18 protein-coding genes, 1 tRNA gene and 1 other RNA gene are annotated in these 15,030 nt (G+C 60.5%); 2 read left to right on the forward strand and 18 right to left on the reverse strand.

What is annotated here, in order from left to right; all coding sequences use genetic code 11:
- From D3P04_RS13295 to xdhA, 3 genes are all read right to left on the reverse strand, one after another.
- The coding region (locus D3P04_RS13295; RefSeq protein ID WP_333473099.1) for an XdhC family protein at positions 1-286 on the reverse strand (286 nt) is incomplete at its 3' end.
- Positions 283-2,583: a xanthine dehydrogenase molybdopterin binding subunit gene (xdhB, locus tag D3P04_RS13300; RefSeq protein WP_119749682.1), complete on the reverse strand. Its 2,301-nt coding sequence runs from the start codon at positions 2,581-2,583 to the stop codon at positions 283-285. The genes D3P04_RS13295 and xdhB, both read right to left, overlap by 4 nt.
- A 2-nt stretch (positions 2,584-2,585) precedes the next feature.
- Positions 2,586-4,037 carry a xanthine dehydrogenase small subunit gene (gene xdhA, locus D3P04_RS13305; RefSeq protein WP_119749684.1) on the reverse strand — a complete coding sequence of 484 codons (1,452 nt, stop codon included), beginning with the start codon at positions 4,035-4,037 and terminating at the stop codon, positions 2,586-2,588.
- A 172-nt stretch (positions 4,038-4,209) separates the two neighbouring features.
- On the opposite strand from xdhA, the gene D3P04_RS13310 reads away from it, so the two are divergent.
- On the forward strand, positions 4,210-5,103 hold the full coding sequence (locus D3P04_RS13310; RefSeq protein WP_119749686.1) for a LysR family transcriptional regulator: 894 nt from the start codon (positions 4,210-4,212) through the stop codon (positions 5,101-5,103).
- Positions 5,104-5,315: 212 nt separating this feature from the next.
- Here D3P04_RS13310 and D3P04_RS13315 read toward each other — a convergent pair whose 3' ends face one another.
- The 10 genes from D3P04_RS13315 to D3P04_RS23370 all read right to left on the reverse strand — a co-directional run bounded on the left by D3P04_RS13315 (position 5,316) and on the right by D3P04_RS23370 (position 11,427).
- Positions 5,316-6,014: a fumarylacetoacetate hydrolase family protein gene (locus D3P04_RS13315; protein ID WP_119749688.1), complete on the reverse strand. Its 699-nt coding sequence runs from the start codon at positions 6,012-6,014 to the stop codon at positions 5,316-5,318.
- A gap of 83 nt (positions 6,015-6,097) precedes the next feature.
- Positions 6,098-6,880, reverse strand: coding sequence for a glycerophosphodiester phosphodiesterase family protein (locus D3P04_RS13320; RefSeq protein ID WP_333473100.1), 783 nt, complete (start codon positions 6,878-6,880; stop codon positions 6,098-6,100).
- Positions 6,877-7,332 (reverse strand): RidA family protein, encoded by a 456-nt coding sequence (locus tag D3P04_RS13325; RefSeq protein ID WP_119749692.1) that lies wholly within the window; start codon positions 7,330-7,332, stop codon positions 6,877-6,879. Before D3P04_RS13325 ends, D3P04_RS13320 begins: the two co-directional genes overlap by 4 nt.
- Positions 7,333-7,545: 213 nt before the next feature.
- Positions 7,546-7,935: RNase P RNA component class A (gene rnpB, locus D3P04_RS13330), an RNA gene on the reverse strand.
- Positions 7,936-8,035: 100 nt separating this feature from the next.
- Positions 8,036-8,461 (reverse strand): GFA family protein, encoded by a 426-nt coding sequence (locus D3P04_RS13335; RefSeq protein ID WP_232845000.1) that lies wholly within the window; start codon positions 8,459-8,461, stop codon positions 8,036-8,038.
- The gene (locus D3P04_RS13340; protein ID WP_269902628.1) at positions 8,440-9,114 is read right to left on the reverse strand and encodes an N-acetylmuramoyl-L-alanine amidase; all 675 of its coding nucleotides are present in this window, start codon (positions 9,112-9,114) and stop codon (positions 8,440-8,442) included. The genes D3P04_RS13335 and D3P04_RS13340 overlap by 22 nt, the downstream gene beginning before the upstream one ends.
- Positions 9,111-9,374, reverse strand: coding sequence for a hypothetical protein (locus tag D3P04_RS13345; protein WP_119749694.1), 264 nt, complete (start codon positions 9,372-9,374; stop codon positions 9,111-9,113). The genes D3P04_RS13340 and D3P04_RS13345 overlap by 4 nt, the downstream gene beginning before the upstream one ends.
- Positions 9,375-9,408: 34 nt before the next feature.
- Positions 9,409-10,890, reverse strand: coding sequence for an Asp-tRNA(Asn)/Glu-tRNA(Gln) amidotransferase subunit GatA (gatA, locus tag D3P04_RS13350; protein ID WP_119749696.1), 1,482 nt, complete (start codon positions 10,888-10,890; stop codon positions 9,409-9,411).
- A complete protein-coding gene (gene gatC, locus D3P04_RS13355) occupies positions 10,887-11,174 on the reverse strand; it encodes an Asp-tRNA(Asn)/Glu-tRNA(Gln) amidotransferase subunit GatC (RefSeq protein ID WP_119749698.1) in 288 nt (95 codons plus the stop codon). Before gatC ends, gatA begins: the two co-directional genes overlap by 4 nt.
- A gap of 85 nt (positions 11,175-11,259) precedes the next feature.
- Positions 11,260-11,427, reverse strand: a complete 168-nt coding sequence (locus D3P04_RS23370; protein ID WP_182912848.1) for a hypothetical protein — start codon at positions 11,425-11,427, stop codon at positions 11,260-11,262.
- Between the two features lie 383 nt (positions 11,428-11,810).
- Between D3P04_RS23370 and D3P04_RS13360 the strand changes: the two genes are divergently transcribed.
- Positions 11,811-11,885, forward strand: a tRNA-Glu gene (locus tag D3P04_RS13360).
- A gap of 57 nt (positions 11,886-11,942) precedes the next feature.
- Here the strand turns inward: D3P04_RS13360 and D3P04_RS13365 are convergent.
- Genes D3P04_RS13365 through D3P04_RS13385 form a run of 5 tightly spaced genes read right to left on the reverse strand, consistent with a single transcriptional unit; the run spans position 11,943 to position 14,782 of the window.
- Positions 11,943-12,989 carry a tyrosine-type recombinase/integrase gene (locus D3P04_RS13365; protein WP_232845001.1) on the reverse strand — a complete coding sequence of 349 codons (1,047 nt, stop codon included), beginning with the start codon at positions 12,987-12,989 and terminating at the stop codon, positions 11,943-11,945.
- Positions 12,986-13,228: a helix-turn-helix domain-containing protein gene (locus tag D3P04_RS13370; protein ID WP_232845002.1), complete on the reverse strand. Its 243-nt coding sequence runs from the start codon at positions 13,226-13,228 to the stop codon at positions 12,986-12,988. The genes D3P04_RS13365 and D3P04_RS13370 overlap by 4 nt, the downstream gene beginning before the upstream one ends.
- Complete coding sequence (locus tag D3P04_RS13375; protein WP_220475336.1) at positions 13,228-13,836, reverse strand: class I SAM-dependent methyltransferase; 609 nt, start codon at positions 13,834-13,836, stop codon at positions 13,228-13,230. The genes D3P04_RS13370 and D3P04_RS13375 overlap by 1 nt, the downstream gene beginning before the upstream one ends.
- A 23-nt stretch (positions 13,837-13,859) precedes the next feature.
- Entirely contained in the window at positions 13,860-14,105 is a 246-nt protein-coding gene (locus D3P04_RS13380) for a hypothetical protein (RefSeq protein ID WP_119749706.1), read from the reverse strand.
- Positions 14,102-14,782, reverse strand: coding sequence for a hypothetical protein (locus tag D3P04_RS13385; RefSeq protein ID WP_119749708.1), 681 nt, complete (start codon positions 14,780-14,782; stop codon positions 14,102-14,104). The genes D3P04_RS13380 and D3P04_RS13385 overlap by 4 nt, the downstream gene beginning before the upstream one ends.
- Positions 14,783-15,030: the final 248 nt, after the last annotated feature.

The raw sequence follows: 15,030 nt of genomic DNA on the forward strand, positions 1-15,030 counted from the left end.
CCCCGAATATCAGCACATCGGGATAGTCTTGCGGCTCCGGTCCTTTGCGATCAAGGCCAAGATGCACTCTGCCCCCGCAGCATTGGCCGATTTCGGGGCCAAGAGGGATATCCATCTCGGCCTGGGCCTCGCCCGCTTTCAGCATCTGCCGGGCGCGGTCGATGGCCATATATTCCAATTGTCCGCCGCCGATGGTGCCTTCGACACTGTCAGGCCCAACGAACATCTCGGCTCCTGCTTCGCGCGGGGTCGAGCCGCGAGTAGATATGACCCGGACGCGGATCATCGGCGCAACCGCTCTACCGCCATCAGCACGCGCTCGGGCGTGGCGGGGGCGTCAAGACGGGCGGGTTCGCGATAGTCCGCAAGCGACGCCACGGCCATATTGATCGCCTCGAACACGCTGATGCCCAGCATGAACGGAGGTTCTCCCACGGCCTTGGAACGCTTGATCGTACGTTCGGCATTCTCGGACCAGTCGGCAAGCCGGACATTGAAGATACGAGGACGATCCGAGGCCAGCGGGATCTTGTAGGTCGAGGGCGCGTGCGTGCGCAGCCGCCCCTGCTCGTCCCACCACAATTCCTCGCAGGTCAGCCAGCCGGTGCCCTGCACGAATGCGCCCTCGACCTGTCCCTTGTCGATCGCCGGGTTCAGACTGCGGCCGACATCGTGGATCACATCGGCGCGGTCGATCACATATTCGCCGGTCAGCGTATCGACCGACACCTCGGACACCGCCGCGCCATAGGCGAAGTAATAGAAGGGCCGCCCCTGTCCTGTCGCGCGGTCCCAGTGGATCTTGGGCGTCTTGTAGAATCCAGCCGCAGACAGATGGATGCGCGCCATATAGGCCGCGTTGATAACGGCGTTCCAGGGAACCGCCGTATCACCCGCCATGATATGACCGGGAACGAAACGCACATCCTCACGCGGTGCCTGCCAGCGCTCGGCCACGAATTCGACCAGCCGCGCCTTGATCTGTTCGGCCGCGTCAAGCGCCGCCATGCCGTTCAGATCGGTGCCGCTTGATGCCGCCGTCGCCGATGTATTCGGCACTTTCTCGGTCGTGGTGCGGGTAATCTTGATTCGCGAGATATCGCATTGGAACGCCTCGGCCACGACCTGCGCGACCTTGGTATTCAACCCCTGCCCCATCTCGGTCCCGCCATGGTTCAGGGCGATTGAGCCGTCGGAATAGATATGGATCAGCGAGCCCGCCTGATTGAACCATGTCGCGGTGAAGCTGATGCCGAATTTCACTGGCGTCAGGGCAATCCCCTTGCGGATCACACCGCCTTTCGCATTCCAGTCCAGCACAGCCTGTCGGCGGACCTGATAATCGCTGTCAGTTTCCAGCTCCTGAAAAATGCGCGGCAGGATCTGGTCGGTGACCTCCTGATGATAGGGGGTCAGCTGGCCATTCTCATACAGGTTCTTCTGCCGGATCTCATAGGGATCTCGGCCAAGCGCATAAGCGATCTCTTCGACCATGCGTTCCGCCACGATCACGCCCTGCGGACCACCAAAGCCCCGGAAAGCCGTGTTGCTGACGGTATTGGTGCGCATCGGATGGCTGCTGATCCGCACATCGGGGTAATAATAGGCGTTATCGGCGTGAAACAGCGCCCTGTCCGTCACCGGCCCGGACAGGTCGGACGAAAATCCGCAGCGGGCATACCAATCGCCCTCGACAGCAAGGATCCGGCCGTCATCGTCAAAGCCTACCTCGTAATCCACCACGAAGTCGTGACGTTTGCCGGTGGCGGTCATGTCGTCGTCGCGGTCCGGGCGGATTTTCACCGCGCGGTTCCATTTCTTCGCGGCCACGGCGGCGACGCAGGCGAACAGGTTCATCTGTGTTTCCTTGCCGCCGAAGCCCCCGCCCATGCGGCGCACATTCACCACGACGGAATGCGAGGGCACATTCAGCACATGGGCGACCATATGCTGCACCTCGCTGGGATGCTGGGTCGAGACATTGACCGTGACATCGTCATCCTCGCCCGGCACGGCCATCGCGATCTGACCCTCCAGATAGAAGTGGTCCTGACCGCCGATCCCGAAACGCCCCTTGATCCGGCGCGGTGCGGCACTCATCGCCGCCCCGGCATCGCCGCGCTTCAGTGTCAGCGGTTCGGTCACGTAGCCCATGCCCTGATCGCGGGCGGCAATGGGGTCCAAAGCAAAGGGCAGTTCCTCGTAATCGAGCTTTGCCTTATGCGCCGCGCGGCGCGCCTGATCGCGGGTTTCGGCCAGCACCGCAAAAACGGGCTGTCCGTAGAAATGCACCTCGCCATCCGCGAACACCGGCTCGTCATGCTTGCCGTTCGGCGATACGTCGTTGACGCCCGGAATATCCCTGACGGTCAGCACTCCGACCACACCGGGCGAGGCGAGCGTTTCGGAAAAATCCGCGCCAGTGATTCGGCCATGAGCGCATTGCGACAGGCCCAGATAGGCATGGATCAAACCAGCCGGTTCGTTCAGATCGTCGGTATATTCCGCCCTGCCGGTCACATGCTTGATGGCGGAATCGTGGATGGTGTCGCTATGGGCGAGGCCCTTGATCTCGTCTTTCATGGTCATTCCCCCACTGCATATTTCAATCGCACGGGCAGATCGGGTTCGGATTGCTCAAGCCAGAAGCGGCGAAACAGGTTCCCCGCCACCGCCCGGCGGTAATCGGCACTCGCCCGCCAATCGGAAAGCGGCTCGAAATCCTGCGCCACGGCCATTGCCGCCGCCTCGAACGCGGGCGCGGCAAAGGGCTGGCCGATCAATGCGGCCTCGGCCTGTGCGGCACGTTTCGGAATGCCAGCCATGCCGCCAAACGCAATCCGCGCATCGGTTATCATACCATTCTCGACCGTGACGTGGAAACCTGCGGCAACAGAAGTGATGTCGCTGTCGCGGCGCTTCGAGATCTTGTAAGCGGCAAGTTTCGCTTCGGGCTGGAGCGGAATGATCACCTCTTCCACGAATTCGCCCGGTGCGCGATCCTGCTTGCCATATTCGATAAAGAAATCCTCAAGCGCCACATCGCGCCGCGTCTCGCCCTTGCGCAACACGATCCGCGCGCCCAGCGCGATCAGCAAGGGAGGCGTATCCCCGATGGGCGAGCCATTGGCGATATTCGCGCCGATCGTGCCCATGTTCCGCACCTGCCAGCCGCCAATCCGCAGCAGGTAATCATGCACCGCCGGGATATGCTGACGGATCAGCGGAGCGGCCTCGCTATAGGTCACGCCCGCCCCAAGCCGGATCTCTCCATCCGTCACGGTCACGTCTTTCATCAGATGCCCGATGAAGACTGCCGGAGAGATATCGCGCAGGAATTTCGTCACCCACAGCCCGACATCGGTCGCGCCCGCGACAATGATCGCCTTGGGGTTTTCTTCCAGCACGGCGGCAAGATCATCCACATCAGCCGGGATGATCGCCCGCTCGCCGCCTTTGGTCAGTTCGACCCGCCCCTGGCGCATCTGCTGTAACCGCGCAGCGACGCTCTCCCGCTCGACCGTCAGGGCATCCTGCGCCTGCCCGCCTTCTGCCCCTGCGGCCAGCGCCGCTTTCACGATCGGCTCATATCCGGTGCAGCGGCACAGATTTCCCTGCAACGCTACTTCGATGTCGCTCGCCCCTGCTTGCGGATTGCTCATCCACAAGCCGTAAAGCGACATGACGATCCCCGGCGTGCAGAAGCCACATTGGCTGCCATGATGCTGCACCATCGCCTTCTGGATCGGATGCAACCCGCCATCCGGTCCGCTCAAATGCTCGACCGTAACGATATGGCAGGCATGGCACGAGGCCAGAAAACGGATACAGGCATTGATCGGCTCATAGATCAGCCCGCTCTCGGTCAGGCGTCCCAGCAACACCGTGCAGGCACCGCAATCGCCCTCGGCACAACCCTCCTTGGTGCCGGTCAGACGGCGGGCCACACGCAGATAATCCAGCAGCGTGTCCGAAGCGCCGACCTCGGTCAGTTTGACCTCCTGATCATTCAGCAGAAAACTTAGCTCGGGCTTCATCGCTCTCTCCCTGGCACCGGCACTGATCAAGGCGGGTCCGGTCAGAACCCCACAACCCGTCAGCATAACATACAGCTATTCTTCGCCTGAAAGCCTAAGCCGGAAAGAATCCTTGCGAAATCGCTTTCAACGCGGAAGACTTTACACGATTCCTTGAAAACGAGCTATTCTCATGTCCTATCTTGAAAGTCTGCGGGTCTTTGTTCGGGTGATCGAATTGGGTTCGATCACCGCAGGGGGACGGGATTTGCGACTTTCACCTGCCGTCGCCTCGAATCGTATCAAGGATCTTGAAAATCGTTTCGGCGTGCGGCTGCTGAACCGCACCACCCGCCGCCTGACCCCGACCGAGATCGGCCGCGCCTTCTATGATCACGCCCGCCGGGTGATCGACACGCTTGACGAGGCCGAAGCGATGGTCAGCACGTTCTCGGGCAAGCCACAGGGCGTGATCCGGCTGACCGCGCCGCTAGGGTTGGGCCGAAGGCTGATCGCCCCCCTGATACCACCCTTTTGTCACGACAATCCGGGGGTGGAGTTCCGCCTGCGACTTTCGGATCGCAACGTAAATATCGTCGAAGATGCCATTGATCTGGCTTTCTTTTTGGGCGAGCCGGCCGATTCCGCGTTGAAATGGCGCAAGATCGCGGATTGCCCGCGCGTTCTGGTTGCATCTCCCGAATATCTCTCCCGGCACGGGACACCGGCGCAGCCCGAGGATCTGGCTGACCACAACTGCCTGCTGCTGCGATATCCCCGCAGCCCGGAATATTTCTGGGTGCTGCAAACGGATGAAGGGCCAAAGAAAATGATGGTATCCGGACATTTCGATACGGATGACGGTGATGTCCTGACCTCATGGGCGCTTGCGGGCGAAGGTATCGCGAATCGTCCACGATACGAGGTCTCCGACGATATCAAGGCAGGCAGGCTGATCGAGGTGCTGGCCGACACGCCGCCACCGCCCGCGCAATTCGGCAGTCTGACCCCTCATCGCCGCCTTCAGGACCCCAAGGTCCGCATGTTCGCCGATTACGCCGTGCGGGAGTTGAAAAGGAAGTTCTGAGGTTTTCGAACAAGATTCGATCCAGCCACTTGCAAGCGTGGCCCCAGATTCACGACCGGGAGCGGATACTGCCGGCAAGCTTATTGCCCGTCGTAGCTGACCAAACTCGCCTCCGCCACTGTTTCAAGAGACCTGCCGGCGACGGGCAGCCCTCCGCCAACACGAGACGCAAATAAATAGTGTTTCCAGTCAAACGAGATCTGCTCTCACGTTCAGCCCGGAACCGTTACCCGGGTCGTCAGCGAACTTAACCCTTCGATCTCGACGGTAACGGTCTGATCGCCCAGAACCGCACCGACACCGGCGGGTGTTCCCGTATAGATCAGATCACCCGGCGCCAGAGCCACGAAACGCGACAGATAGGCGATGATTTCGGGAATCGCCCAGATCATGTCGGACAGATCCCCCCGCTGGCGCGTCTCACCGTCCACAATGCAGGTAATCGCGCCGCGTTCAAGCAGCCCCGTCTCAGCCACCGGATGCAGGACGCCGCAGGCGGCGGAATGATCGAAGCCCTTCGCCATATCCCAGGGCCTGCCCTGCTTTTTCGCGACGGCTTGCAGGTCGCGGCGGGTGAAATCATTCCCGGCGGCAAATCCCCAGATATGATCCGGCGCCGCATCCGCGCCGATATCATGCCCCGCCTTGCCTATGGCGACAACCAGTTCGGCCTCGAAATGCAAATCGGCGGTCTGCGGAGGATATGGCAGATCACCCCCATCGGTCAGCAGCGCATCCACCGGTTTCGAAAAGAAAAACGGCGGGGCACGATCGGGATCGCTGCCCATCTCGCGGGCATGATCGGCATAATTCTGTCCCACGCAGTAAATGCGGCGAACCGGAAAACGATCCGACCCGTTTGCCACGGGCACCGAAGCCAATTCGGGCGGGGTGATTACGTAATCGGTCATCTTGCCTCCTGTCTGGCGATTTATCCGTAACAATCAGCAACAATCAGGCGGGGCACATATCCCCGGAGATCCGGGCGCAAAACTCATTCCCCTACCTGCATTTCCGTCACGATGGACGGCTGATAATCCTCGAAGGTGATATTGTCCGCAAATTGGCGGGCCGCATTTTCCTCGGCGGATGACCGCACCGTCCAGCACAGGACGGGAATGCCCTGCGCCTTGAGCGCATCGACGCGGGGATTGGCCAGATCGCCCTTGTCATGCGAGATGAAGCAGGAACCCGACTGATCAAAATCGGCAATCGCCGCAAGATGGCTGCGGGTCTTGTCGTCAAGCAGCGGCCAATCCTCGGCAGGATAGCCGCATGAGGTGATGCCGACCGGGATATCGGGCCTGATCTCGTGAAACGCCCGGACGGTATGCGGATTGAAGGACATCACGGCGACCGGTCCCCGATAATCGTCAAGATCCTCGGCAACGCGCTGGTGCAACTCGCCGATATCGTCACCCAGCCGCCCGTCCTGATCCTTGATCTCGATCAGCAGGGGCACGCGCCCGGCAACCAGTTCCAGAAATTGCGCCAGGGTCGGAATTGCCTCATCGCTGTCCAGCAGGCGCTTTTCGGCCAGATCCGCAAGAGAATACATCGCAATCGCGGTTTTGTCCCCGGTCAGACGCACAAGATCGTAGTCGTGAAACACCATCGGCGTGCCGTCGGCGGCGGGCTGGATATCCAATTCGATCCCATAACCCGCTTCGATCGCCGCCCGGGCTGCCGCCAGTGAGTTTTCCGGCACGCCCGGTCCATGCAATCCACGATGGGAAACCGGCAGGCGAAGAAAGTCAGACGGCAGCCGGCTCATCATTCGACCTCGAATATCGCTTCGATCTCGACTGCGACTCCCAAAGGCAGTGACGGCGCGGAAACGGCAGCGCGCGCATGGCGGCCCGCATCGCCGAATATCTCGACCATCAGATCCGAGCAGCCGTTGATGACCTTGGGCTGTTCGGTAAAATCCGGCGTCGAATTGACAAAGCCGGACAGCTTGACCACCCGCTTCACCTTGTCCAGTGAACCCGTCACAGCCTTGAGCTGCGCGATCAGCGCCAATCCGCAGCGGCGTGCGGCGGCAGCGCCAGCTTCGGTTTCCATATTTTCACCCAATTTGCCGATAATCAGGCCGTTCTCATCCGCACTGATCTGCCCCGAGATGAAAATCAGATTGCCCGATTGGGCAAAAGGAACGTAATTCGCCGCCGGAGCAGGCGCGTCCGGCAACGTGATACCCAATTCGGCCAGTCTGTTTTCGATGCTCATTCGGTCCTCATTCATTGAAACGTTTACGGAAATCCGGAAGCAGGATTCGCAGCGCAGACTAGAGCGGAACCGGAGTGGAAGGAAAGAGGGGCGGGTATTTCTCTTCCCGATACATCTCGCGCGGTGCGAAGCGTGGCTGTGGCGTGACTTTGCAGCATCGCCGGAAACAATCGTCGGGAACAGACCGGGCCTGTCCTGAATCACGGCGGAAATTTGCGCGGAGGGCCTGTAAGCCGGATTCTGTCCTCCGGAGTCGCCCCCGGATGGATGACCATTCCTCTGGTCCGGCCGTTACCGGCCGGATCAAGCTGCCTACCCGGATCTGCTGGGGCAAGGCGGCCCTGCAGGTTTCCCCGCGCGCGATCCCTATTCGGCATTGCTCCCGGTGGGGCTTGCCATGCGGGTTCCGTTGCCGGCCCCCCGGTGGGCTCTTACCCCACCGTTTCACCCTTACCCTGCGGATGCAGGGCGGTCTGTTCTCTGTGGCGCTTTCCCTGGGGTTGCCCCCGCCGGGCGTTACCCGGCACCGTCGCCTCATGGAGTCCGGACTTTCCTCGCAACCGCGCAGGTGACTGCGGGTCACGCGGTCATCCAGCCCTCCGCGCAATGTCGATATGGCGCGGATGGGGCGGGCCGTCAATGGGGGCGCTGCCCCGTCGCGCCTGCGCGCGACTCCCCGAGGTATTTCGGCAAAGAAGAAGCGTTATCGTTTTGAACGGTAGGAAAGATAGCCCGAGATTCCGCCGCCGCCGTCTTGTGGATGATTGCGTCCATCCATAACCGTGACATCTGGAAAATCGAACGGGCTGACACCTTCGATACAGGCGGTGTTGATACCATACTCGTTGGGATTCGAGCGGCGGCGGTGATGGGTGTAGATGCCGCAATGGCGACAGAAGTAATGTTCGGCCACATGGGTACCGAACTGATAGAGGCTCAGCGCGTCCTTTCCTTCGCGGATCGTCAGCCCGTCAAGCGGTACGCTGACGACGACCGCACCACGCATCCGGCACATGCTGCAATCGCAACGGCGGGCGGTATGCAAGCCGTTGGTGAACCGGAGATGCAGGCGGACGGTTTGGCAATGGCAGGCCGCGTGGGCCTCGGTCATGTCGAAATCGGTGGGCATGGCTGTGCATTTTCCTGATATAGAAGCGCCGCCCCGGCAGCGCGGCGACGGTCAGCGACAGTTTCGGAGCCGTTGGCCCAGGGACGGAAACGCAGACGAAAGGCGGAAAGACGCTCTGTCGCGGAGCAGGCAGGATAACCGATCGCGTCAAGACTGGACGCCAAGGGCATATCGGGACCGTCGGCGGGCCAGAGTGCCAGCCCCTCATGCGCAAGGCGCTGCCAGTCGAAACGGGGACCGGGATCGATCTTGCGGCCGGGCGCCAGATCCGAATGGGCGATCACCGATGCCGGGCCGATATGCCAGCGGGACATGATCCCGCGCAGCAGCTCTGTCAGGGCATCCATTTGTTGCGCCGTGAAAGGCCGGTCGCCGGGATTGGCGATCTCTACTCCGATGCTGCGGGAATTCACATCCCCGCGGCCTTGCCATGCGCCCGCACCGGCATGCCATGCCCTGCGGGTTTCAGGGACAAGCGCCTCGGTCCCGCCGGTCTCGCAGATCAGCCAATGGGCACTGACCTCGGCTCCGGAATCGCAAAGCCGAGCCCGTGCTGCGGCCGCATCTGCCATGCCGGTATAATGAAGCACGATCAGTTCGGGGCGCTGCCCGCGCCGGTCGCCGTGATTCAGGCTGGGATAGTCCGCCGTCACTGGGCAGGTTTGGCCGCCGGAGCCGCTGCAGCTGCGCGAGCGGGCTTTTTCCGGCCTGCGATATCGGCAGCAGTCGGCGCCTTGAAAGGCCGCGCGACCGGAATGACCTGCGGAGATTCATTGCCCGCCATCAGAGCGGCCTCGCGCGTGGTCTTGTATTTGCCGTAGGGCGTCGCGCCATATTGGTAATTCGGATTCCAGCCCTGATTTTCGGCACAACCGGCAAGCGCCAGCACCATGATGATCAAACAGCCGCGCATTTTGAACCTTTCCCTTTTCCCTGTCCGCCGCAGCTTACCACCAGCGTTCCGGCTTGGCCACGAATCCCGCCGCGCGCTCCAGCACCAGCGCCTGATTAAGCAATGCACCCTCTTCAAAGGGTCTTCCGATGAGTTGCAGGCCAAGCGGCAATCCCTGACGGTCCAACCCGACCGGAACGGAAATTCCCGGCAATCCTGCAAGATTCAGCGTAACGGTGAACACATCGTTCAGATACATCTGCACCGGATCGGCAGTGTCCATCGCCCCAAGGGCAAAAGCCGCCGAGGGCGTCGTCGGCGCAAGAATCGCGTCGATTCCATCCGCATAGGCATTGTCGAAATCGCGTTTGATCAGGGCCCGGACCTTGCGTGCATGATTGTAATAAGCGTCATAGAACCCTGCCGACAGCACATAGGTGCCGATCATGATCCGGCGCTGCACCTCGGGGCCGAAACCCTCGGCTCGGGTTTTCTCGTACATTTCGGTAATGCCGTCGCCCTGCCCCAGACCTGCCCGACGACCATAGCGCACCCCGTCATAACGCGCGAGATTGGAAGAGGCCTCGGCCATTGCGATGATATAATAGGTTGGCAAGGCGTATTTCGTGTGCGGCAGGCTGATCTCGACGATCTCGGCGCCTGCATCGCGCAGCATATCCGTGCCCTTCTGCCACAAGTCGTCGATCTCTTCGGGCATGCCATCGACGCGGTATTCGCGGGGAATGCCGATCTTTTTGCCGCGGATATCGCCGGTCAGAGCGGCTTCGAAATCGGGGACCGGGATGTCGGCGGATGTCGAATCCTTTTCATCGACCGAGGCCATCGCCCCCAGCATGATCGCCGCGTCGCGAACCGATTTCGTCATCGGCCCCGCCTGATCCAGACTGGAGGCATAGGCGATCACGCCATAGCGGCTGACCCGGCCATAGGTCGGGCGCAACCCGACAGTGCCGGTAAAACCTGCAGGCTGACGAATCGAGCCGCCGGTATCGGTGCCGGTTGCGGCAAGACATAAATCCGCAGCCACAGCAGCAGCCGATCCGCCCGAAGACCCCCCCGGGGTGAGGTCGCGATCATCGATCTTCCAGGGATTGATCGCCTTGCCGTAGCAGGAATTCTCATTGGCCGAGCCCATGGCGAATTCATCCATGTTCAGCTTGCCCAGCATGACCGCGCCCGCATCCCACAGGTTCTGCGTCACCGTGGATTCATATTCCGGAACGAAGCCCTCCAGAATACGGCTGGCGGCCTGAGAGGCCACGCCCTGCACGCAGAACACATCCTTGATCCCAAGCGGGATCCCGGTCATCGGCGCCGCATCGCCCGACTTGATCCGATCATCCGCGGCAAGCGCCATCTGACGGGCCTTGTCCGGCGTGCCATGGACGAAAGCGTTCAGCGCCCCTGCCGCCTCGATCGCATTCAGACAGGCATCGGTCAGTTCGACCGAAGTCACATCGCCCTTGTGCAATGCATCGCGGGCCTCCGAGACGGTGAGTTTGTTCAGATCACTCATTCCACCACCTTCGGCACGGCAAAGAACCCTTCGCGCGCGTCGGGCGCGTTCGACAGGATCCGCTCGGGCATTCCGCCAGTCGTCACGACATCCTCTCGCCGCTTGAGCCGCATGGGCATGACACCGGTCATCGGCTCGACACCTTCGACATCGACTTCCTTCAACTGCTCCATGAAATCCAGAATACCGCTCAACTCGCGTGCAAGCGCGGGCAGCGCCTCATCCTCGACCGCGATCCGTGCCAGTTTGGCGACCTTCCGGGCCTCGTTTTCGGTAATCGACATGGCTTTCCCTTTCGTTATCCGGCGGTTTACAAGGCTGTGCGCGGCACTGCAAGAAGCTGCCGCATTTCACTATCCCCCGTCGCAGTCACGCGTCCTGCATGCCGCCGTTGCGATACATGCCCGCCGTCGAGCTCGTGGCTCTGGCATATGCGGTGAGGGTGCCATTGCCGGCCGGCACCGGCAGCTGCGGCAAGCGCATCCGGCCTGTCGCATTCAGCGATCCGTCGGTGATGACGGCGGTCCTGCTTCCCACGAGAATATCTGTTCGATCACCATGCTGCTACCCTGCTCGCCCGCGAACATGTCGGAGTCCGGACCAGGAGTCACGAAGCATGCTATACGCCGAATCATCCGGACAATCCTTCCCGGCCCGCTGATGCGGGAATGTCTTGCGGCATGGGAGCCAAGCCCCGTCCGACATCCGGTTGTTCGAAAGGGTTCCGGCTCCCTTGGGGTAGGCAAGCCGCGCCATCCACCGCGACATGACCTCTGCAGCCAATTCCGCTTGCACATTCCTGAAACCGAAACCGGAGGATGAAAAATCTTCAAATCAGCCCGTTTTTTTCCCTTGCACCCGCCAGTATGCTCGCCTAAACACCGCTCCACGCAGCCGAGGGCCTTGGCAGCGTTAAAGGTGGCCCGTTCGTCTATCGGTTAGGACGCCAGGTTTTCAACCTGGAAAGAGGGGTTCGATTCCCCTACGGGCTGCCACTCCACCAAAATAATCGTTTAAAATCAATCGAATTCCTGTAAGTTTACAGATATGAGCTAGCGGTTTACAGCTTTCCCGTTTTGTTCTGATCCCCTAACGGCCGCGCGACGGTCCGCTTCGCGGGTATAATGCTCGACCTCTTCCAGCGTAATGTGACCTGTCCACGCCGCGATCTGATGGACCGTTGCCCCGGCCTCTGCGAGCGCTTTTGCGCGGGCCTTGCGCAATCCATGCGCCGACTTTTCGATATCAATTTTCTTCGCAGCATCCGAGACAACATGCCCCAATGCTTTTGACGATCTGGTTCGCCCGTGAGCGGTTGCCAGAAACGTCATATGCCGTTGCTTCCTTTCCGCCAGTGCGGAGTGCATGATCTCCCGATCTGCCAGCATCTTGCCTGCATAGGGTGGCAGTTGGCAGGTCCACGGAACAAACGCCGGCTCGCCTGTCTTTTGCTGAGTGAATTGCAGCACCCCGTCCCGACCGACCATTCCAGGACCGATCTTGACCGCGTCACTGATGCGGGCTCCGGTCCAATAGATCAATTCAAAGCATAGGCGCTGGACGGAATAGATCGGCCATTTGCTGCGAAACAGATCAACTTCGGCGTCCGACCAGGCGGGATGCCCGATCGTCTTCGGAATCGTCTTTCGGCGCGCAGCAAGGGATGGGTCGACCTGAAAGAATCTTTTCCGTTTTCCATATGCGCAAACAGCCCGCCAGCATTTCAGCCGATCGGCTGCGGCGTTAGGAGCCAATGGGTCCAGATCGTCGGTGATATCTTCGGTTGTCAGGTGTTTTGCCAGGGCATCTTCTGCCTGGATCAGAATTGCTTCTGAGTGCCTGCGCATCGTGCGCCGATACGATTCGGACCTCTCGAGATAATCACCGCTCCCGAGATAGCCTTCGATCATCTGGGCAATGCTCCCCGATTTCGCCTTTGACCTCACCGCAACAACGCTGAGTGCGGCTGAATATGCGGCAAGGAACTCGGGACTGTCGATCGGCAGGTCAGGAAGCCTTTGGCGCTTGGCGTTTGGCGCCCTGAGGTAGTGATACGCTTTACCCCCCTTATATATTGTCTGGAGATATTTAAGCGTCACGACGCTCGCCGTCCGAATTTGCCCCGGCATGTGTTGACCTCAACTCCAGTGTCCAAGCCTTCCATGGTCAGGGAATCCGCGTATTCGTCAAGTGCAAGCCGGTCATAGAGGCGCTTTCCTCCAAGCACTTTGCGAGGAATATTCAGCCCGCGCAGGGTGGTTTCGCTGACACCAAGATATGCGGCCGCCTGCGGAGAAGGCAGGAGCCGCGGCGCAAATGTCAGTTCGGCCCGGGCCATCAGAACATTTCCTTCCCTTCATAATCCCCTGCCCTCTCCAGCCGCTTCCGGCATGGCGCAATCCAGCCAAACCTCGAGCCGAAGCGGTCCGCTGGGCAGTACTGCATCCAGATCAACCAAGAATAGGCGGTGGCCGAACTGCCCGTGGCGGTCAGCTTGCCCTTGTGCATCACCACCCGTTCAGAGAATTGCAAAATCACCGTGGGCGGGCAGACATCATACAGGCGTTCAAATCGCCCGACCCCTTCAAGGAATGCGCTTCGAACGATCACTGCGACGCCCTGGCGAGAAGTCCGCAACGCACGCTCGATGAACTGTTCAGCCAGGCGAAACGGCGGATTGGTGATCGTCCAGTCGACTGGCTCCGGATCAGGTCCGAACAGATAGTCCTCCACCCGAAAGCCCGCTCCGTAATCGTGCACATCCGCCGCGTCGACCTGAGGGAAATATTCCAGCAGTGGCCGGACCATGTGACCGCGATTAGCGGCGGGTTCTCGGCAACTGTCCATGATGGCATGGGTTTTCAGCCACTCGCACAACGCCCGCGTCGCCCATGGCGGTGTCGGGAAATCGTCGAGGCTATCGTGAGGCTCAGCACGTTGCTGCATTACGGCACTGCTACGGTTCTGACTCATGACTGCACCAACCCCGCCAGTTCCATCCACCGGCCGAGTGCGTCAGCCACAGTCGCCTCGGCCGCCCGAACCGACTTGGCAGTCCCTTGCTCGTGGATAAGATCCAGAAACCATGCCGCCCGACCATCATCGAAAGGATAGATGCGCCCTATATTGGCGCCGCCGATCGACACAGTGACGCGAGCGGTGTCATGCGTTTCATGCGGTTTGTGGAAGGTCAGGACGGGTAAATTGCGGGTCATGCCGCTGCCTCCAACGCGTACCCGCCCCACTGATCGGCGCAGGCCTCCGCTATCCCTTCATAGGTGCGACTGCGTAACTTCCAGCGATCCGGCCCGGGCGGGGCCCGGTGAACGGCGTTCCAACTCTTCCAGTCGTCACTGCCGCGCTCAGGCTCGGCCAGCTTATTGGTCGGTGACAATTGCGGCAGACCGCGCAGGTAGAAGCCTGTTGCCTTGTAGGCGGGTTCACCGAACCAGAACGGCTGCACCATCTGAGGCGCAGGTAGATCATTAGGCATGCGGTCGCGGGCGAGATCATTCATTTCGGGGTTCTCGATCGCCACGCGCTCGATCGGCGCACGCCAGCAGGCGATGAACAGGGCAACGCCTTCCTCAAACTCTGTTTTCATGCTGTCCCAACTGCGCCCGCGGGGCAGTTGCTTTGGCGGTGTCCATTTTCCCGGCCCGGACATCCAGCGCCGACCAGAGCGGCAAAGTCGCGTGCAGGGTGGATGCATGACGGCCAGCAAGTCCCAACCGTCATCGAGATAGTCACGCACATCGCCCCGAATATGCCGGTTGCTGCCATCCTCGGCAGGAAGAAGATCGCACGACCAGACATCATGACCGCGTGCGGCGAAGGCACGGCGCATCACGCCCGAGGTTTCACAGCCGATCAGGATGCGGAGAGGGATCATCTACGCACTCTTTTTTCGATCATTATACGAGCGGTCAGCTCAGTGATTAATGAGATCGTAATTTCCGTGCGCTCATTTTCCCTAGCGCAGATATATTTATCCGTCATTACTCGTGCAAAATCATGTAGATCGGGATATTCTTTCAATGTGGTATTTAGAATGGAGCTATCTGGCATGTTGCAATTCCCCATCGATTGTCCTCACTGTGGAACGAAAAAGTCGGGCGCCACCTTTCACGAGGTATATGC

The organism is Paracoccus onubensis (assembly GCF_003591515.1).
Taxonomy (GTDB): Bacteria; Pseudomonadota; Alphaproteobacteria; order Rhodobacterales; family Rhodobacteraceae; genus Paracoccus; species Paracoccus onubensis.